18 protein-coding genes are annotated in these 17,427 nt (G+C 69.1%); 11 read left to right on the top strand and 7 right to left on the bottom strand.

From position 1 onward, the window contains the following. Positions 1 to 172: 172 nt before the first annotated feature. The 6 genes from GA0074696_RS13615 (at position 173) to GA0074696_RS13590 (ending at position 5,759) form a co-directional block, all read left to right on the top strand. Positions 173 to 544, top strand: coding sequence for an ArsR/SmtB family transcription factor (locus tag GA0074696_RS13615; RefSeq protein ID WP_088961448.1), 372 nt, complete (start codon positions 173 to 175; stop codon positions 542 to 544). Between the two features lie 250 nt (positions 545 to 794). Then, positions 795 to 1,037 carry a hypothetical protein gene (locus tag GA0074696_RS13610; protein ID WP_088961447.1) on the top strand — a complete coding sequence of 81 codons (243 nt, stop codon included), beginning with the start codon at positions 795 to 797 and terminating at the stop codon, positions 1,035 to 1,037. A gap of 257 nt (positions 1,038 to 1,294) precedes the next feature. Continuing rightward, positions 1,295 to 2,752: an SDR family oxidoreductase gene (locus GA0074696_RS13605; RefSeq protein WP_088961446.1), complete on the top strand. Its 1,458-nt coding sequence runs from the start codon at positions 1,295 to 1,297 to the stop codon at positions 2,750 to 2,752. 262 nt (positions 2,753 to 3,014) lie between these two features. Beyond that, positions 3,015 to 3,701, top strand: coding sequence for a DNA alkylation repair protein (locus GA0074696_RS13600; RefSeq protein WP_088961445.1), 687 nt, complete (start codon positions 3,015 to 3,017; stop codon positions 3,699 to 3,701). A 120-nt stretch (positions 3,702 to 3,821) separates the two neighbouring features. Beyond that, positions 3,822 to 4,793 carry an SDR family oxidoreductase gene (locus GA0074696_RS13595; protein WP_088961444.1) on the top strand — a complete coding sequence of 324 codons (972 nt, stop codon included), beginning with the start codon at positions 3,822 to 3,824 and terminating at the stop codon, positions 4,791 to 4,793. Positions 4,794 to 5,261: 468 nt separating this feature from the next. Next, positions 5,262 to 5,759, top strand: coding sequence for a hemerythrin domain-containing protein (locus GA0074696_RS13590; protein WP_088961443.1), 498 nt, complete (start codon positions 5,262 to 5,264; stop codon positions 5,757 to 5,759). A gap of 615 nt (positions 5,760 to 6,374) precedes the next feature. Here the strand turns inward: GA0074696_RS13590 and GA0074696_RS31815 are convergent. Next, positions 6,375 to 7,475, bottom strand: coding sequence for a hypothetical protein (locus tag GA0074696_RS31815; RefSeq protein WP_231925363.1), 1,101 nt, complete (start codon positions 7,473 to 7,475; stop codon positions 6,375 to 6,377). A gap of 157 nt (positions 7,476 to 7,632) precedes the next feature. Then, a complete protein-coding gene (locus tag GA0074696_RS13580; protein WP_157745891.1) occupies positions 7,633 to 8,280 on the bottom strand; it encodes a hypothetical protein in 648 nt (215 codons plus the stop codon). Positions 8,281 to 9,048: 768 nt separating this feature from the next. On the opposite strand from GA0074696_RS13580, the gene GA0074696_RS13575 reads away from it, so the two are divergent. After that, positions 9,049 to 9,207, top strand: a complete 159-nt coding sequence (locus GA0074696_RS13575; protein ID WP_157745890.1) for a hypothetical protein — start codon at positions 9,049 to 9,051, stop codon at positions 9,205 to 9,207. Between the two features lie 51 nt (positions 9,208 to 9,258). On the opposite strand, the gene GA0074696_RS13570 is transcribed toward GA0074696_RS13575, so the two are convergent. Together GA0074696_RS13570 and GA0074696_RS30760 are read right to left on the bottom strand one after the other, a co-directional pair. After that, a complete protein-coding gene (locus tag GA0074696_RS13570) occupies positions 9,259 to 9,666 on the bottom strand; it encodes a four-helix bundle copper-binding protein (RefSeq protein ID WP_088961440.1) in 408 nt (135 codons plus the stop codon). A gap of 93 nt (positions 9,667 to 9,759) precedes the next feature. Beyond that, on the bottom strand, positions 9,760 to 10,140 hold the full coding sequence (locus tag GA0074696_RS30760) for a hypothetical protein (protein ID WP_157745889.1): 381 nt from the start codon (positions 10,138 to 10,140) through the stop codon (positions 9,760 to 9,762). Between the two features lie 53 nt (positions 10,141 to 10,193). On the opposite strand from GA0074696_RS30760, the gene GA0074696_RS13560 reads away from it, so the two are divergent. From GA0074696_RS13560 to GA0074696_RS13550, 3 genes are all read left to right on the top strand, one after another. After that, a complete protein-coding gene (locus GA0074696_RS13560; RefSeq protein ID WP_231925362.1) occupies positions 10,194 to 10,565 on the top strand; it encodes a hypothetical protein in 372 nt (123 codons plus the stop codon). An 83-nt stretch (positions 10,566 to 10,648) separates the two neighbouring features. After that, positions 10,649 to 11,323 carry a DUF6766 family protein gene (locus GA0074696_RS13555; protein ID WP_088961437.1) on the top strand — a complete coding sequence of 225 codons (675 nt, stop codon included), beginning with the start codon at positions 10,649 to 10,651 and terminating at the stop codon, positions 11,321 to 11,323. Positions 11,324 to 11,476: 153 nt separating this feature from the next. Then, positions 11,477 to 13,633, top strand: a complete 2,157-nt coding sequence (locus tag GA0074696_RS13550; protein ID WP_088961436.1) for an amylo-alpha-1,6-glucosidase — start codon at positions 11,477 to 11,479, stop codon at positions 13,631 to 13,633. A gap of 191 nt (positions 13,634 to 13,824) precedes the next feature. Here GA0074696_RS13550 and GA0074696_RS13545 read toward each other — a convergent pair whose 3' ends face one another. The 3 genes from GA0074696_RS13545 to GA0074696_RS13535 all read right to left on the bottom strand — a co-directional run bounded on the left by GA0074696_RS13545 (position 13,825) and on the right by GA0074696_RS13535 (position 16,217). After that, complete coding sequence (locus GA0074696_RS13545) at positions 13,825 to 14,535, bottom strand: GAF and ANTAR domain-containing protein (RefSeq protein ID WP_157745888.1); 711 nt, start codon at positions 14,533 to 14,535, stop codon at positions 13,825 to 13,827. A gap of 112 nt (positions 14,536 to 14,647) precedes the next feature. Further along, on the bottom strand, positions 14,648 to 15,355 hold the full coding sequence (locus GA0074696_RS13540) for a GAF and ANTAR domain-containing protein (RefSeq protein WP_088961434.1): 708 nt from the start codon (positions 15,353 to 15,355) through the stop codon (positions 14,648 to 14,650). Between the two features lie 145 nt (positions 15,356 to 15,500). Next, complete coding sequence (locus GA0074696_RS13535; RefSeq protein WP_088961433.1) at positions 15,501 to 16,217, bottom strand: GAF and ANTAR domain-containing protein; 717 nt, start codon at positions 16,215 to 16,217, stop codon at positions 15,501 to 15,503. Between the two features lie 575 nt (positions 16,218 to 16,792). On the opposite strand from GA0074696_RS13535, the gene GA0074696_RS31810 reads away from it, so the two are divergent. Continuing rightward, positions 16,793 to 17,419 (top strand): hypothetical protein, encoded by a 627-nt coding sequence (locus tag GA0074696_RS31810; RefSeq protein ID WP_231925361.1) that lies wholly within the window; start codon positions 16,793 to 16,795, stop codon positions 17,417 to 17,419. The last annotated feature ends 8 nt before the right edge of the window (positions 17,420 to 17,427 follow it).

Below are 17,427 nucleotides of genomic sequence, written 5' to 3'. Positions count from 1 at the left end.
AACCCGTTCAATTCAGCTGCCCGTCCGCCGGTCACCCGTCGGGCCGGGGGGGCCGACACTCGCTCATCCGGCCGCTGACACCGCCCGGGACAGGTAAACACAGTTCCCTGCCCGCAAACCGATGGTGACTCAGTCCTGGTTCAACCGGCCTACCGACGGTGTTGGTGCAACGATGAACGGCGTGCGACCTGTGAAATCTGCTCTGCCTGCTATCTCGCCGCTTGTGGGCGAGCCGATCAAGCGCGCTGATGCCGAGCGGCTCGCGCGAGTGCTGAAGGCATTTGCCGATCCGGCCCGGCTGCGACTGCTCAGTCTGATCCAGTCCGCTCCGGAGGGCGAGGCGTCCGTGAGTGACCTCACCGCGCCGCTTGGTCTCTCCCAGCCGACCGTGAGTCACCACCTTCGGATCCTCACCGAGGCCGGCCTGCTCGAGCGCGAAAAGCGCGGCGTCTGGGCGTACTACCGCCTGGTGCCGTCCGCGATCACGGCGATAGCCGACCTGTTGACGCCACCCCGCAAGCGGGCGACGAAAAGGGCCCGCTGAGCGGCACTGTCCAGGACCGCGCCATCGTAGCGGGCTTGGCCGGAGAGGAATTCCTCACGGACTCGCTCGACACCTGGCTGGCCTTCGCCTTCATCGGCCACCGCATCGAACAGGGCGTCACCGCGATGGCCGGTGCCCACCGCTGAACCAACCGCCCGCGCTCGCCACGGCGGCTCAGGCCATCATCACCGAGTGCGACGCCAAGCTGGAGCGCTGCCGCGCCGCCCTGGATGCTGGAGCGGGCCCCGCAGTGGTAACCGACTGGATCTTTCAGACCCAGGCCGAACGCGCTCGCGCTGAAGCCGATCTTCTCGCGCAGTCGGGCAACAGCCCGCGCCGGATGAGCCGAGCCGAGATCAAAGACCTGGTGCAGGCGCTTGGCGACATCACTACCGTGCTCCGCGACGCCGACCCGGCCGACAAGTCCGAGGTCCACCGGCAACTCGGCCTCGGGCTCACCTACCGCCCTGAAACGCAAAACGGTGCGCGCTGAAGTGGATCTCAGCGCACACCGTCAGATGTTGGAATCGACTCCGGTGGCGGCGCGGCTGAGCTGCCCATGATCGCCTCGAGTTCGGCGTGGCTGGAGATGCAAAGTTTCGGTAGACCCGAACGAGGTCGGCGTCGACGGTCTTGGGCGGATGAGCCGACGCGGGATGCGCCAAAGGCCGTGCGGTGCGTACAGTTCCGGGTCGGACTTGGGGCGGGCCGGGTAGATCCGGCGCGGGAACGGGATGAGACAGCGGCGGCATGACGGCGGACAACATTACGGAAAACGGTCAAGACGGCATTGACCGTGGCCGGCTGGAGACCTGTCTCAGCGTCTTTGAGGCCTTGGAGGACCTGCCTCCCGATCACCCCGACGTGGTGCGGGTGCAACGGGCCACCGCGAAGCTCTACAAGGTGATCAAGCAGCGGCGACGCGAGGAACGGCGGGATGCCATCGCGGCGGCCGACCGCGCGGTGACGGCGGCCACCGCCACCGGCGCCCCTGGCCGGATCGACGACGAGACCCAGGGCATCCCGCTCGCCTCCCCCACCGTCGGTACCACGGCCGGCTTCCTGCACAATCCGCGTGGCTGCTACGTCTGCAAGCAGCGCTACCGCGAGGTGGACGCCTTCTATCATCAGCTCTGCCCGCCCTGCGCGGCGCTCAACCGGGAGCGCCGGAACGTCCGCACGGATCTGACCGGCCGACGCGCGCTGCTCACCGGCGGCCGGGCGAAGATCGGCATGTACATCGCGCTGCGGCTGCTGCGCGACGGCGCGCACACCACGGTGACCACGCGGTTTCCGCACGACGCGGTTCGCCGATTCGCCGCGATGCCCGACAGCGCGGAGTGGCTGCACCGCCTGCGGATCGTCGGGATCGATCTGCGCGACCCCGCCCAGGTGATCGCCCTCGCTGACTCGGTCAGTGGCCAGGGACCCCTCGACATCCTGATCAACAACGCGGCGCAGACCGTCCGCCGCACGGCCGGGGCGTACGCGCAGCTCGTCGCCGCGGAGGCGGCGGCCCTGCCGGACGGCCCGCTGCCGGAGATGATCACGTTCGCCAAACCGGCCGGCCGGAGCGACCCGGCGGGCAGCCTGACCGCCCTGCCGCAGCCGGCGATCACCCCGCACGCGCTCACCGCGCTGGCGCTGACCAGCGGCTCCGCCTCGCCGGAACGGATCGCGGCAGCCACCGCCATCGACGCCGGCGGTCTGGTGCCGGACCTCGATCCCGTCAACAGCTGGGTGCAGCGGGTGCACGAGGTCAACCCGGTCGAACTGCTCGAAGTGCAGCTGTGCAACGTGACCGCGCCGTTCGTGCTGGTCAGTCGGCTGCGACCGGCGATGGCCGCAGCGACCGCCCGCCGCAAGTACGTGGTGAACGTGTCAGCGATGGAGGGCCAGTTCGCCCGCGGCTACAAGGGGCCGGGGCACCCGCACACCAACATGGCCAAGGCCGCGCTGAACATGCTGACCCGGACCAGCGCCCAGGAAATGCTGGCCGACGGCATCCTCATGACCAGCGTCGACACCGGCTGGATCACCGACGAGCGGCCCCACCCGACGAAGATGCGGCTGGCGGACGCCGGCTTCCACGCCCCGCTGGACCTGGTCGACGGCGCGGCCCGGGTCTACGACCCGATCGTCCGCGGCGAACAGGGCGAAGACCTGTACGGCTGCTTCCTGAAGGACTACGCGCCCTGCGCCTGGTGACCAGCCCGCCCACCCCCGCGGTCGGCCGCCGGGCTCAGGCCGACATGCCGTGACCTGGATCGAACGGACCTACCATCATCGCCGCCGGCAACGACGCCTCGGCAAGCTCACGCCTATTGAGTTGGAACAACAACCCGCACAAGCGGCCTGACCCACCAACCCCACGACTTCCTGTCGGTGGCTGTCGCCGAACCGGCGTGTACGACAGGAGGCCGCCTTCCGCCGTAGGCTGCCTCGCGCACGTGATGGACAGGAGGTCGAGGTGGGCGAGACGACGCCGAGCGAGGCGACGGTGGCCGAGGTGATGGCCGAGCTGGCCGCGCTCGAGGACCCGAAGACACGCGAGGTGAACGAAAAACATGGTGACGATCATGGTGTGCACCTCAGCAAGCTGCGCGCGCTCGCGAAGCGGCTGAAGACGCAGCAGGAACTCGCGTGCCAGCTCTGGAAGACGGATGACACCGCGGCGAGACTGCTGGCGATCCTGATCTGCCGCCCGAAGGCGTTCGAGCGTGACGAGTTGGACGTCATGTTGCGCGAGGCGCGCACATCCAAGGTGCACGACTGGCTCGTGAACTACGTGGTGAAGAGGAACCCGCACGCCGAAGAGCTGCGCCTGGCCTGGTCCGCCGATCCGGATCCAGTGGTCGCGAGTGCCGGCTGGGCGCTGACCACCGAACGCGTGGCGAAGAAGCCCGAGGGCCTCGACCTCGCAGGACTGCTCGACGTCATCGAGGCGGAGATGAAAGACGCCCCGGATCGCCTGCAGTGGGCGATGAACCACTGCCTGGCTCAGATCGGGATCGAGCACGCCGAGCACCGCGCCCGCGCAATCGACATCGGCGAGCGCCTGGAGGTGCTCAAGGACTACCCGACCTCCCCGGGCTGCACGTCTCCGTTCGCGCCCATCTGGATCACGGAGATGGTGCGCCGACAGCACGAGAAGTAGGAAGGTTCGCGCTCACACTCGTGCCGCTACTCCCTACTCTTCGAGTCACACCTGCGGCCGTTTCGCCCGGGCTTGAGGGCCTATGTCCTACCGTCAGGGTTGGGACATGAGGGGGTTGTCATGCGGGTCCGGGACGCGGTCGTCGTGATCACTGGAGCTTCGAGCGGGATCGGACGGGCCACCGCCCTGGCCTTCGCCGACAAGGGCGCGGCGGTGGTGCTTGCCGCGCGGCGCGAGGAGGCCCTGGCGGAGGTCGCCGCTGAGTGCGCGCAGCGCGGCGCTCGGGCGTTGGTCGTACCGACCGACGTCACGGATCCGGCCGCGGTGGAAGCGCTGGGCCGGCGGGCGGCGGAGCGGTTCGGCCGCATCGACGTGTGGGTCAACAACGCCGCGGTTACCGTCTTCGGCCCTTTCGAGGAGACGCCGCTGCAGGACATCCGGCGGGTGCTGGACGTGAACGTCATGGGATACGTGCACGGGGCACGCACCGCGCTGCCGTACCTGCGTGAGCAGGGCCAGGGCGTGTTGGTGAACGTCTCGTCCATCGTCGGGGTGGTGTCACAGCCATACACCCACGCGTACGTCATGGCCAAGTTCGCGATCCGGGCGCTGAGCGCCAGCCTTCGACAGGAGCTGCGGCTGACCGGGCCGCGCGGGGTGCACGTCTGCGCCGTCCTACCGGCGACCATCGACACCCCGCTGTTCCAGCACGGGGCCAACTACACCGGTCGCAAGGCGGTCGCGATGCCGCCGGTGTACGCGCCGGAGCGCGTTGCCCGTACCATCGTCAACCTGGTCCGCAGCCCACGACGAGAGGTCATCGTCGGGCCGGCAGGGCGGATGATGGTGATGCAATCGAGGCTGACGCCCGGGCTGATGGAACGCATGCTGGCCCGGCAGGTCGACAAGGCGCATCTGTCGCGCGACGAGCCGGCCCCGGCGACCTCCGGCAATGTTTTCTCACCCGCGCCGGGCCCCGGTTCGGTCGACGGCGGCTGGGGCGGTCGCCGGCGTACGGCGACGCGACGCCTGGTCACGGCCGCCCTCCTTACGACGGCCGCTGTGGCGGGTGCCCGCCGATGGCGGCGATGAGCAGCGGGAACCCTTCTCAGCTGACAGCGGCGGCCGGCACCCGGATGCATGCGGCAACACTCGGCCCGCCGGGGGCACCCGAGGTGGTGTGCGTGCGCTCGACATGCGCGGCCGGTCCGAGGCGCTCGCCGACTGGCTTGGTCGCCACGGGCCGCTCCGGGGCACCGTCGGTGGCCAACTCGCCCGGCTGCCAAGTCGTGGTTGACCTCGCCTGGCACTCACCGCAGCTTCTGGGGCCAGTTGTCCTCGTCGGTCCCACCATGGACGGCCGGGCACGTTCTGCTGTGCGCCAGATCCTGCGACTGATCCGCGACGCCGAGGCGGCCGTAACCCACCCAGCCCAGTGGACCTGGGAAGGTTGTGCCACAGAGGCCACCGGTCGCTGACTGGGGAGGGGCATTTCTCGGCGTGACGGGTTTGGACTGGCCTAGGCTCGGAGGTGCCACACAAAGCATTCGAGGGAGACTCATGGCCACCGACGCTATCGATCTGCTCATCGAGGATCATCGCAAGATACGCGGGCTGTTCAAGGAATTCCAGCAGGCGGGCGCGGACGCGAACAGGAAGGGCCAGCTGGTCAAACAGATTCTCGAGGCTTTGACCATGCACACCTACATCGAGAACGAGTGCATGTACCCGGAAACCCGCCGGCTCCTGCCGGACCTCGACGAAGCGATACTGGAATCGTACGAAGAGCACCATGTCGCGGACGTTCTGGGCTTCGAACTCGCCATGATGAGCCCTGACGATGAGCACTTCGAAGCGAAGACCATGGTCCTCATCGAGGCCGTTACACACCACATCGAGGAAGAAGAAAAGGAGTGGTTCCCGAAGGTACGCGAGGGTGTCCCCGCTCAACAGTTGCAGAGCCTCGGCGCGCAACTGGCCGAACTGATGAAGAAGGCCCCCCGGAAGCCGACTGCACCCGCTGCGCTGAAGAAGGCCATGGACGCCGTGCGGGCCTGAGCTGACGCTTACCCGTGCTCCCTTCGCCCGAATGAGTGCTGGATGCTGCAGTTGTCTTGTACAGGTCTGCTTGCGCATGGCGGGTGCCCACCTCCAGCCGCGACAGCGTGCCTCACCACCTCATAGCTGTAACGGCGGGTGACAAACAGGCGCTGTCCCTAGGAGATGGTCCTGCTGCAACGCCATCTCTTCGGCCGGGCGGGACCGTTGTCCCAGACCTCCCTGTGGTCTCGTCCTGCCCTCCCCATGTTCCATCCGCAACTGCATCCCCTGACGTTGCCGGAGGCCCCGTGATCGTCGAATCGACCACCCGCACCCCACCGTCTCGCTGGCCGGTCAACAACAGCCGGCCGGCGCCTGCCTGGCGGAGCCAGCCAACCCGTCCCCGGCAGCAGCCACCCCAGCGGCCGAACAACTGGCTTCCGTATGTGGTGTTGGGCGTCACCGCCCTGGTGATCGGAAGCCTCGCCACGATCGTGGTCGTCCTGGCTCGATAGCCAACCCTGGCCCCAGCCGACAGCGCGCTGGACGCATCTGACGGCAGCCGCGTGGTCAGGCGAACAGACAACCCTGCCACTCGTCGAGCTGATGGTTCGCCTGCCCAGGTCGGTCCCGTTACTGCCCGGGCTGATCGGTCAGAACCTTGCAGTCGTTGCCCGCTGCCGCGAGTAGTGCGCCCGCGGTGTCGAGCCGGCCGACCGCGCGGTGGGTGGCGGCGAGGGTTTTCCACTGAAGCGGGTCAACGGTCAGCACCGCCGCGGCCGGGTGGTTGACCAGGAGGTCGAGCCGGTCGGTGTCGGTGACTGATCGGGCTGCCTCGGCCAGGCACATCACGGGTAGCCCGAAGAGGCACCCCTCGTCGGCGACCTTGGCGATCGCCTCGCCCACGGCGGTCGAGCCCTCGGTGAACGCGAGGATGGCGGATGTGTCGAGGATGAGCCGGATCGGCAGGTTCTTCAGGGCGGGGACGGGCTGGTTTGGGCGGTTGGGTGGGGTGGATGAACGGTCGCGGGGCCGACGCTGCCTTGGAGTGCGCCACATGGGGTAGGTCGTGCTGCCGTCCGGGAGAGTGAAGGGTTCGAGGGGGACGTAGCCGTGCCGTGCGTACAGGTCTCGGTCGGCGAGGGTTGTCACCTCTGTGTAGGTGGGCAGCAGCGCCTGGCCCATCCGAGCGTTGCTGGTGGCGAGCAGGGTGCTGGCACGCCGGACCCGGTACGGCTTTGGTGCGACGGTGAAGAACGCCAGGTGGTTGTGCGGGCCGCGGGGTCGGTGCGTGTGCAGAACGTCGTCGAGGTGCAGGAAGCGGTCCACGTATTCGCCGGAGGCGACGGCGAGCCGCTCGCCGTACGCGGTTGGCGGGGAGAGGGGACCGTAGCGGTGCAGCCACACGGCGACGGCGGAATTGTCCTGCAGGAGACAGGCCTCGCCGAACAGCAGAGCGTGTTCGGTCCAGACGCGGACGACGGCGCTGAGAATGTCCCGTCGGCGGTGTTCGTCGGGTACGAGCCATGCGCCGATCGCGCTGTCGGCGAAGGGGCCGACAACAAGATCGACGATGTGGGGGATGTCGTGCCAATGGGCGCGGCAGACGGGCAGCTTGTTGATCACACGGTTCTCCGGATAGCAGATGCGGCTGCTCAGCGATGGCGTTGTCGCCGGCTGCGCAGAGTTCTGGGACGTCATGACGTCCGGAAGCAGAGGCGGCTTCTTCTTCACGAACCGTGCCGATGAAGCCAGGAGCGGTACGGGCAGAAGCGGTTCGGCAGGGCCGTGTAGGCGGGACCGGACCCCACGGGGCAGCGTTGATGACGGTGCCTGTGGGGGGAATGGTGGTCGCGGCTGTCCCGCCCCGGGCGAGGGTGGCCGGGGTTGCTCAGGCGGGCCTGATGTCCGGTTGACCGGAGCGGCTCGCGAGCTTCTCGCATCCGATCACGTAACCGCCGGCAGGCTGCAGGGCCGGGGCCCAGGAGCGCGGCGAAGCGTCAGCCGGGATTCCTGTCCCGGCGGCAGCGGAGCCGTGGCCGGCGGCGTTGGCGGGAGCGCCCTGAGTCAACCCGAGGGTGTGGACCAGGTCGCCTGCCCACTGCACGTGACTCGTCCCGACCGCCTTCGGCGACCGCGGGTCAAGGCTTGCTGTCACGGACGTCCGCGCCGGCTCCGGGGCTGGCTGCTGGACCGCGACCATCGGCGGTACGGGCCGGACGATCGTGGTGGGCGTCGCGACCGGCGGCGCCTCATCCGTCGACGCCGGCGTGTCGACGGCGGGGCCGGCGGGAGGCGTCGACGGTGCGGCGGGTGAGCGGATGATCGGCTGGATCAGGTCGAGCACCGGCGCCAGAGCGGGCGGTAGAACGTCAACAATCGGCTCGGTCACTGCCCTGACGACAGTGCCGACCGGTTCCAGCAGGCCTGCCCCGGCGGACTCTTCCACGACTGGCGACGCCAGGCCCACTGGACGCGTCGCCGAGGTGCCTTTCTCGACGACCGTTTCGGCCTCGGCGGCTGCCGTCGGGTCCACCACCTGGCCTACTGCAATCTGCACACCCGCCGACCGCTCATCCGCCGGCATTCGCCCCGGTAGCGGTATCTCACTGCCGACGCGGTCTGAGCGGCTTTCCATCGGGGCGCCGGTGGGCGATGAGGGCGCACACTCCAGGGAGCCGCCGAGGAGGGTTCCGCCGGCGCTGAGCAGGTTGCCGAGGGTGCAGGACGCCGCGGGCCCGGCGGCCAGAGCAGCGTCATCCGCAACCGCCTCGTGAAAGCCCCAAAGAGCGACGACGCCTCCGATCAGGAGAGCGCCACGCAGCGTCCACCGAGCCAGCCGGCCTGGACACCGCAACAACAGGCACCTCCATGGAACGGCCTTCGTTCACCCAACGCCTGCGATTGTGCCGGAGTGACCGTCCCGGCACCCTCCGACACACCGCGGAGTCGACGCCACCGCCCAGGCGCCGAGGCGACGGTCGGTCGCGCGCGACGGCGCTGACAGATCCTGTCCTGCCTCCGCCAATGTGGCATGGCCGCACCCCGCCGCATCACGTGTGAGAGCGGTTGACCGAGCCAGCGGGCGCGACGTCTCTGATCAGCCCGCCCACGGATGAGCAGGACGAGCGCAAGCAGGCGCCGCGCGCCTGGCAGCCGAATACGTCATCACCCGCAGCCCGGACAACCCAACCGGCGCCGGCGGTCCGGACGCCGGCTGAGGCCGTTTGCCCTGGGAAGCTCCGGGAAGACGATGGGCGACAGTGGTGCGGAGCCGCCCGCGCCACCGCACGACGGGGAGGTCGAGATGGGTAACCGGGATCAGCTGCACGATCTTCGCCAGCAGGCGCACAACGCGGGCATCGAGGGCAACTCCAAGATGACCGAGGAGCAGTTGCGCAAGGCGCTGCACAAGGTCGGCAAGGGTGAGCAGCCCGAGATGGCCAAGCACGAGGCCAAGCGATGACACCGTGAGCAGGCCGGCGCCGGCGGGGTGCCGGTGCCGGCGTCATCGGCGTCAGCTGATGGTGGCCAGCAGGTTTCGGCAGGCTTGCTCACCGGCGCGACACGCGTCGGCGCAGATTCGGCAGTGCTCATGCTTGCCGGCATGCGCCGCGCACTCGTCACCACACGACTGGCACGCCGTGGCGCACGCCTCGAGCACGCCGCGGGTGATGTTCGCGTCGTAGCCGGTGTGCCGGGACAGCACGCGGGCTGTGGTCGCGCAGATGTCGGCGCAGTCCAGGTTCGTCCGTACGCACTTGGCCAGCTCGGCGACCATGTCCTCGCTCAGGCAGGCGTCCGCGCACGCGGTACAGGCCTGGGCGCAGTCGTTGAGCGCCTCGATCGCGGCAGCCAGCTTCGTGCGGTCCACATTGATCGGCTTTGGGTACGTCTCCAGCATCGGCATCGTGGTGCCCGGCATCAGGACTCCCGTCTCTCGCTTCCCTGCCGCCGTACCCGGTGACCGCCGAGCCATACCTCGTCGCGCCTGTTTACCTGGTGCCGACGTCAGCGGTTACCGCCCCCGCATGCCGCCGCCCGTGCTCAGCGCCGCCAGCTGGGTGCTGTGGCAGGTGATCTTCCTCGCCGTACCGTTCCTGCGCTTCGCCCGTGCCGCCACCCTGCTGCGCGCCCCCGCGCCACCGGCGTGGTGGCCGGCGTCCGCGGCTCCCGCTCGGCGGGCCGGCTGTTCACCGACCGGCTGGCCCGGCTCACCCGCTCGTATCCCGCCTTCGGTCAGGCCCTGCACGACGCCGCCCTCGCCACCATTACGAAGCGACCCCGGCCGCACTTCCACCGCCCCGGCGGTCTCGTTCAGACGGTCCTGGTCGATTTGCGCCGTTTCGGTGCCGGCACGTCCGAGCTGGTGATCAAGGCTCGGATTGAACAGCACCACGCGGGGGGATGCAGCGGTGCATGAGGGCCGCATCTGTAGCAGCCGGCGCAGCCATGGCGGTATTGACCGTGGCGGGGTGCAGTTCGGCGACCGCCCGCGGTGAGGCGGCGGCTGCCGTCGCCGTGCGGATGCTGACCGCCGTCACGGAGAAGGACGGGGCCGCCGCCTGCGCCGCGCTGGCACCCGACACCGCCGCCGAGCTCGAGCAGTCCGCCGCCAAGCCGTGCGCGGAGGCGATTCTCGACGAGAACCTGCCCCAACCCGGCTCGGTGTCGGCCAGCGACGTGTACGGCCAGTGGGCACAGGTCCGGCTCAGCGGCGACACCGTCTTCCTCGCCGTCTTCCCCGGCGGCTGGCGCGTGGTCGCCGCCGGCTGCACCGCTCGCGGCGACAGGCCCTACGACTGTGCGATCCAGGGAGGCTGAGCCATGCGATTCCAGTTCGTTCTGCTGCTGCTCGTGGTCGCCGCCGGTCTCGTCTACTTCTCCGCGCTGGGGGTGCTGCACCGGTGAAGAAGTTCCTGCGCGACAACTCCCTGGGCCTGGCCTTCGGTCTGCTGTTCCTCCTGGCGCTGATCGGTCAGGCGTTCGCCGGGCACGCCGACTTCAACCAGCAACAGCTCAGCGAAGGCCTGCAACCTGTCTCGTTCGGCCGGTACGTCACGTCGGCGAGCTTCGCCGTCGACGTCACCGAGAACTGGCAATCGGAGTACCTGCAGTTCTTCCTCTACATCTTCCTGACCGTCTGGCTCCTGCAGAAAGGCTCACCGGAGTCCAAGGAACTCCACAAGGCCGGCCGCGAATCCGACAAGGACCAGATGGTCGGCAGGTACGCCACCGACACGTCGCCGGCGTGGTCACGGGTCGGTGGACTGCGACAGGCGCTGTTCGCCCACTCATTGGGCCTGGTCATGGGCGCGATCTTCCTGCTGTCATGGCTGGCCCAGTCCATCAGCGGGGTCGCCGCGTACAACGAGGAGCAGCTCGCCAACCTCCAAGATCCGGTGTCCTGGAGCCGCTACCTGATCGAGCCCGACTTCTGGAACCGCACCCTGCAGAACTGGCAGTCGGAGCTACTGGCCGTGACGTCGATGGTGGTCCTGGCGATCTACCTGCGGCAGCGCGGATCGTCGCAGTCCAAGCCGGTCGGCGCCGCGCACGCCGCCACCGGAGTGGAAGGCTGAGCCTGGACGCCAGCCCATGTCGACGGCACGACGGCGATGACGGCGCGGTGTCCGCCTCTCGTGCCAAGGCACCAGCCTCGGGCGGCCCGGATGCTCCGTATCACCCAGTTCGGGTGAGGACTTCTCCTCCTGAAACTGTCTAGCGTCGGGGTCATGGCGCAGATTCGTCCGACGCCGGCGGATCCCCGCCCTGGGGAGTGTCGTGATCCTGAGCAGCGTGTCGCGGAGGCCCGGGCGATGCCTCCGGATCTCGGTGCCAATTCGGTGGCCCTGGTCAACGGGTCGACGTTCCTGCTGTCAGCGCCGAACGGTGATGTGCCGTCGGGCAGTATCGGCGGTCTGGTGCACCTGGACACCCGGCTGCTCAGTCGGTGGGTGCTGCGCATCAACGGGACGCCGCTGCTGGCGCTGCGTTCGGACACGGTGGACACGTATTCGGCCCAGTTCTTCGTCACCAATCCCCCGTTGCCCGGGGTCCGGGAGGACACCGTCGCCGCCCGCCGGCTGCGTTACCTGGGCGACGGCCTGCACGAACGCATCGAGATCACCTGCTACTGCCAGGAACCCCTCCGAATCGAGGTGCGCCTGGAGACCGGCACCGACTTCGCCGACATCATGGAGATCAAGTCGGTGGTGCTCGACCGCTCCGACCGCATCCGCCGCCAGCACGCCCCCGACGGGTCACGGCTGGTGTTCACCTATGAACATGAGGGATTCTCCTCGCAGACCGTCATCAGCGCGTCGCCAGCGCCGCAGCGCCTTGACGGTGATGACCTGGTGTGGGCTGTCGAGCTCGCTCCGCACAGCACCTGGAGCGTGGACCTGCACATCCCGTTGCCAGCTGGTACGGAGATGCCGAACCGGGTCAGCGGCGACATCTCCGACGTCTTCCATCACCGTGTCGAGGATCCGAGCGCCCGGTGGGAGGCGCAGGTGTCCCGGCTGTCGAGCGAGCAGCCGCTACTGGAGCGGGTGCTGGCCCGCAGCCGCGCGGACCTGGTGGCGATGCGCATGGAGATGGAGATCCACGGGGAATGGGTCAGCCTGCCCGCCGCCGGGCTGCCCTGGTTCCTCACGCTGTTCGGCCGGGACACTCTCATCACCGCCTACCAGTCATTGGCGTCCGGGCCGCGTCTGGCCAAGGGCGCCCTTCTCGCCCTGGCGAGGCTGCAGGGCACGCGCTGCGACGACTTCAGCGACGAGGAACCCGGCAAGATCCTGCACGAGGTGCGCAGCGGGGAGCTGACCCGCCGTGGTGTCAAACCCTACGACCCCTACTACGGGGCCGCGGACTCCACGCAGCTGTGGCTGATCCTGCTGTCGGAGTACTGGCGGTGGACCGGCGACGACGACCTGGTCAGGTCACTGCGGGACAACGCGATGGCCGCCTTGGCCTGGATCGACACCTACGGCGACCGCGACGGCGACGGCTACGTCGAGTACGCCACCCACTCCACCGAAGGCCTGGGCAACCAGTGCTGGCGCGACTCCTGGGACGGAATCCGCTTCGCCGACGGCGCAATGCCCGTGCTGCCCATCGCCACCTGCGAGATTCAGGGCTACACGTACGACGCGAAGCTGCGCCTGGCCGAACTCGCCGACGGGCCGCTGGCCGACCCCGGCCTCGCCCGCCGGCTGCGCGCGGCCGCCGCGGAGTTGCGCGCCCGTTTCGACCGTGACTTCTGGATCGACGAGCGTGGCGGCTTCTACGCCGTCGGACTCGACGGTGACAAGAACTGCATCGATTCGATGACCTCCAACATGGGACACCTGCTGTGGAGCGGCATCGTGCCACCGCAGCGTGTCGACACCGTCGCCCGGCAACTGCTCTCGCCGCAGATGTTCTCCGGTTGGGGCATACGAACGCTCTGCACTGACGACCGCCCCTACAACCCCATCGGCTACCACCTGGGCACCGTCTGGCCCCACGACACCTCACTGGCGGTGCTCGGGCTGTGCCGCTACGGTTTCCGCGACGAGGCCAACACCCTCGCCCTCGCACTGCTCGACGCCGCCGCGCAGTTCGACTACCGACTGCCGGAAGCTCTCGCCGGCTATCCGCGCCATCAGACGACCTTTGCCGTGCCCTACCCAACGGCCTGCAGCCCACAAGCCTGGGCCAGCGGCGCCCCACTCGTCCTCGCCCGCGCCATCCTCGGACTCGAACCCATCGACGGACGGATCACCCTCGATCCGCACATACCCGAGAGCATCGGGCGTATCACCGTCGCACGGCTGAATGCCTTCGGCCGCTTCTGGGACGTCGAGGCGACAGGCGGCAGGGGCGCCGTGCGCCCCTCCGACCGCTGAGCGGCTCACGCGCACTTCGTTGCAGCACCCGCGATGACAATTGGCCTGGTGCCGCCAACCCGGTGCCACCCCTGACGACTGGCGTTCATTTGAGGTGGCGGAGGCGTTCGACCGGCAGGTCGAGGAGGGCGACGAGAAGCGGCGCCCACCAACCGCTGACCGTCCTCATAGTGGGTCACCCGACCGGTCCGTCACCTCGGGTCCTGGTGCAGGAGGACGCTGGCCGTTCCGGTCAGCGATTGGCCCGGTTCGGTCGCCTCGACCAGCTGCCGGTAGGCCGATCCGGCCGGGACCTGGTCCCGGTCCATCAGCAGCCCGAGTGCCCGTTGGATGAGGTCACGGGTGTGCAACGCACCGGCGAGCCCGGCTAGCAGTTGCTCGCTGCCGACGTCCAACCGGGGCCGCACCTGGGTCCGCCCGGGGTGGTAGCAGGACTCGACGCGTTGGATCAGCAGGCGCATGCCGGCGGCGTCGCGGGAGTAGAGGTTCAAGGCGCCAACCGGGTTGCCGCTGCCGGCGAAGAGCGGGATGGACAGCGAGGCCCGGACGCCGTACCGCCAGGCCACGTCCCGGAAGCCGGGCCACACCACCGCGCCGGCGATGTCAGGTACGCCGACCGTCTCGCCGGTGTGCAGGGCGACCAGGCAGGGGCCGGCATCGTCGGCGTACTGGGCCAGATCGAGGGCGTTGGCCGCCTCGTCGCTGGCGGCGTCGGTCCGGTTCCCGTCGGCGGCGAGTACGGTGACCGAGGCGAAATCCACCGGGCCCACCACCTCCGCGGCCAGTCGGACGATGGCGCGCAGCTGCTCCGGCAGTGCCGGAGCGTCGTCGGGCAGGCCGGCGAGGACGAGCAGCGTTTCCGTCAGGTCGTGAGAGGGCTGGTCGGGCCGGGGCGAAGACATGCTCATCTCCCTGAGCAGCGTGGCCGGAAAGCGCGGCAACGGACCAGGGTGTCCGGGAGCGGTCGGCCCCAGCTGCGCCCCGATCCCCTGCCGGTGGTCAGGCCGCTCACACTCAAGCGCTCTCGACCGCCTTGGCGACGAGGGCAGCGGCCACGTCGCGGACCTTTCGGTTGGTGTCCTGAGAGATCTTCGACAGCAGCGTGAAGGCCTCCTCCGGCGAGCAGCGCCGCTCCCCCATGATGATCCCCTTGGCCTGCTCGATCACCGCCCGGCCCCGCATCGCCTCCTGCATCTGCTCCGCCAGGGTGGCCGCGCTGTCGTAGAGGTGGGCGTTGGCCAGCGCCACCGCCGCGTACGCCGCGAAGCCCTCCGCGACCGCGATCGCCGGCGGGTCGAAGGCGTGCGCCACATCCCCGTAGACGTTCAGCGCGCCCACCACCGACTCCTGGATCGGCAACCCGATCGACAACGAGCTCCCCACCCCGGCGGAGCGGGCCCTGGCCGCCCAGGCCGGCCAGCGCTGTTCGGCCGCCATGTCCGGCACAGAGATGCTGTCGCCGCTGGCGGAGGCGTCCAGGCAGGGGCCCCGGTGGAGCTCGTACTGCCACTCATCGAGGTCACGGGCGAGCTCGCCGGTCGATACCACGGTCTGGCTCGTCTGGCCCCTGACCAGGGTGACCGACACGTCCCTGGTCCCGGGAACGCTCCGGTTGGCCAGCTCGGCGATCCGGCGCAACATCTCGTCAAGGCTGGTCTCGTCGAGTCTGATCCGGCCGAGCTCGGCGAGGGCGTCGGCGGGATCCACGGTCGGCTGCAGCATCCAGATCAGTCCTTTTCAACCGGCACACACCGGCGGTCGCCCGGGCACGGTCCCGGGACCGACGGGTCATACCTCCTGCCCTACCCCACCGGCCGGCGACTCACACCCGCCCCTGCTCCCGGGCACCGACACGCTCACAAGCGCGTCAGGCGCGGGATGTCCTGGCTGCCCGGTCGACGAGGGCTTGGGCCACGTCGCGGACCTTGCGGTTGGAGTCCTGCGACACCTTCGCCAGGACCGCGAACGCCTCCGCCGGGGAGCACCGGCGCTCGGCCATGACGATGCCCTTGGCCTGCTCTATCACCGCGCGGTTCGCCATCGCCTCCTGCATCTGCCGGGCCAGGGTCGCGGTGCTGTCGTAGAGCTGCGCGTTGGCCAGGGCGACCGCGGCGTACGCGGCGAACGTCTCCAGCACCGACACCGAATCATCGTCGAAGGCGTGTGGCGTGCGCGCGTAGACGTTGAGCGCCCCGACGACCGCCTCCTGCACCGGCAGGCCGATCGACACCGAACTGCCCACCCCCGCCTTGCGGCCGCCTTCGCCCCAGTCGGGCCACCGGTCGTCGGCGGCGAGATCGGGTACGGACATGACATCACCGCTGGTGGCGGCATCCAGGCACGGGCCACGCCCCTGCGCGTACTGCCGCTCGTCCATGTCGCGGGCCAGGTCGTCGGTGAACGCCGCCGTGTGCGCTGTCCCACCGCGTACCAGCGTGACCGACGCCTCCACCGGTGTGGGCAGCACCCGTTTGGCCAGTTCCGCGACCCGCTGCAGGACATCGTCGAGACCGACCTCGCCGAGCTTGATACGGCCGAGTTCGGCGAAGGCGTCAGCGGGGTCCGTCGGCAGGGGGCGAGTCATGGCACCAAATCCTCATGACCGGCACGCCCAGCCCGGAACCGGAGCCGAGGAGAACGCGCGGATGGCAGCCCAAACCTGGCGGGCCGCTGCACGGAACCACCAGGGCGGAGCCGGGACCTACGCCACTTCCTTGACGCCGGTTCGCCGCACCCGATACCGCGGATGCGAACTACAGGGCCCCCAATGTACTCCTCCTGCCGCGGAAAGCGTTCCTGCAGAGCACCAGGATTCGGGACACGAACGACTAGGCGAGGATCTCCGGGGCGGGAGGTCCGAGGGCCAGTCCGGCGGGATGGCGGCTCGGGCGGGTGACGTGCGACAGGCGCGCGCTGGCGAACAACGCCGTCACCCCAGCAGGGGACCCGGTCTCATCAGGGTCGAAGCCAAGAGGACGGCCGCACAACTGACTGTTCAGTCAGCTGTTGCGTCGATCCGCACCGCGTATCGGAATGGTTCTCTACCATCGCGACAGGCCACCACAACATTCTAAAACGCTGCGCAATCACCCCCTGACGCTCGGTAACTCGACTGCCTTCACGACAAACTCCTGAACGTTGCTGACGAGGAGATACCCAGTGGATGTTTTCCGCGGCACCTCGATCATTCGCAACACCGTGAGCCAAACAGCCTGCACCATCAGTCGGGACCCCGACGCCCCACCGGCCCTCACCGAACACGCCGAGGCCCTCGGCGCGCTCCTCAACGACATGATCACCTGCGTCCTGACCGAGGACACCTGGCCAGGGCCCCTCGTGCTCGTGTCGCTGTGCAGAACACTGGACATCGACCGCGCGGGCCTCGACCTCCTGGCGCACCACACCCTCACAGCTCTGCTCGCGCAGCAGCCCGGCCCGGAAGCCCTCGTGCGCACAGCAGCCACCTTCGCCGCCGCGACCTGTCACCTACCTGTTGCAGACGATCCGCACCGTAAGCCGCCTCTGCCCGGACCAACGCGCCCAGCCACCGCTCCGGCCGAGAACCACCTACCCATGCCACCCACCTGGGCCTGCAGCGGCTGCGCTCACGAATGGCCCTGCGCGACGAAACAGAGCCAACTTCTCGCGGAATTCGGCGGAACCCGACCCGCACTCGGCATCTACCTGGGCTCCTGTTTCAGTGCAGCCCTGTTCGATTTACCTCGGGCCAACAAACAACACCTACGACAGCGCTTCCTCGGCTGGCTACCGCGAGAGACCTTCTAGGCGAGGCA

Source organism: Micromonospora purpureochromogenes, assembly GCF_900091515.1.
In the GTDB taxonomy this organism is placed as follows: Bacteria; Actinomycetota; Actinomycetes; order Mycobacteriales; family Micromonosporaceae; genus Micromonospora; species Micromonospora purpureochromogenes.
This window is presented reverse-complemented; position numbering and strand designations above follow the sequence as displayed.

Coding starts and splice junctions, on each gene's coding strand:
- GA0074696_RS13615 (WP_088961448.1), top strand. CDS start 173: ATGAACGGCGTGCGACCTGTGAAATCTGCTCTGCCTGCTATCTCGCCG.
- GA0074696_RS13605 (WP_088961446.1), top strand. CDS start 1,295: ATGACGGCGGACAACATTACGGAAAACGGTCAAGACGGCATTGACCGT.
- GA0074696_RS13595 (WP_088961444.1), top strand. CDS start 3,822: ATGCGGGTCCGGGACGCGGTCGTCGTGATCACTGGAGCTTCGAGCGGG.
- GA0074696_RS13590 (WP_088961443.1), top strand. CDS start 5,262: ATGGCCACCGACGCTATCGATCTGCTCATCGAGGATCATCGCAAGATA.
- GA0074696_RS13575 (WP_157745890.1), top strand. CDS start 9,049: ATGGGTAACCGGGATCAGCTGCACGATCTTCGCCAGCAGGCGCACAAC.
- GA0074696_RS13570 (WP_088961440.1), bottom strand. CDS start 9,666: ATGCCGGGCACCACGATGCCGATGCTGGAGACGTACCCAAAGCCGATC.
- GA0074696_RS13560 (WP_231925362.1), top strand. CDS start 10,194: ATGGCGGTATTGACCGTGGCGGGGTGCAGTTCGGCGACCGCCCGCGGT.
- GA0074696_RS13550 (WP_088961436.1), top strand. CDS start 11,477: ATGGCGCAGATTCGTCCGACGCCGGCGGATCCCCGCCCTGGGGAGTGT.
- GA0074696_RS13545 (WP_157745888.1), bottom strand. CDS start 14,535: ATGTCTTCGCCCCGGCCCGACCAGCCCTCTCACGACCTGACGGAAACG.
- GA0074696_RS13540 (WP_088961434.1), bottom strand. CDS start 15,355: ATGCTGCAGCCGACCGTGGATCCCGCCGACGCCCTCGCCGAGCTCGGC.
- GA0074696_RS13535 (WP_088961433.1), bottom strand. CDS start 16,217: ATGACTCGCCCCCTGCCGACGGACCCCGCTGACGCCTTCGCCGAACTC.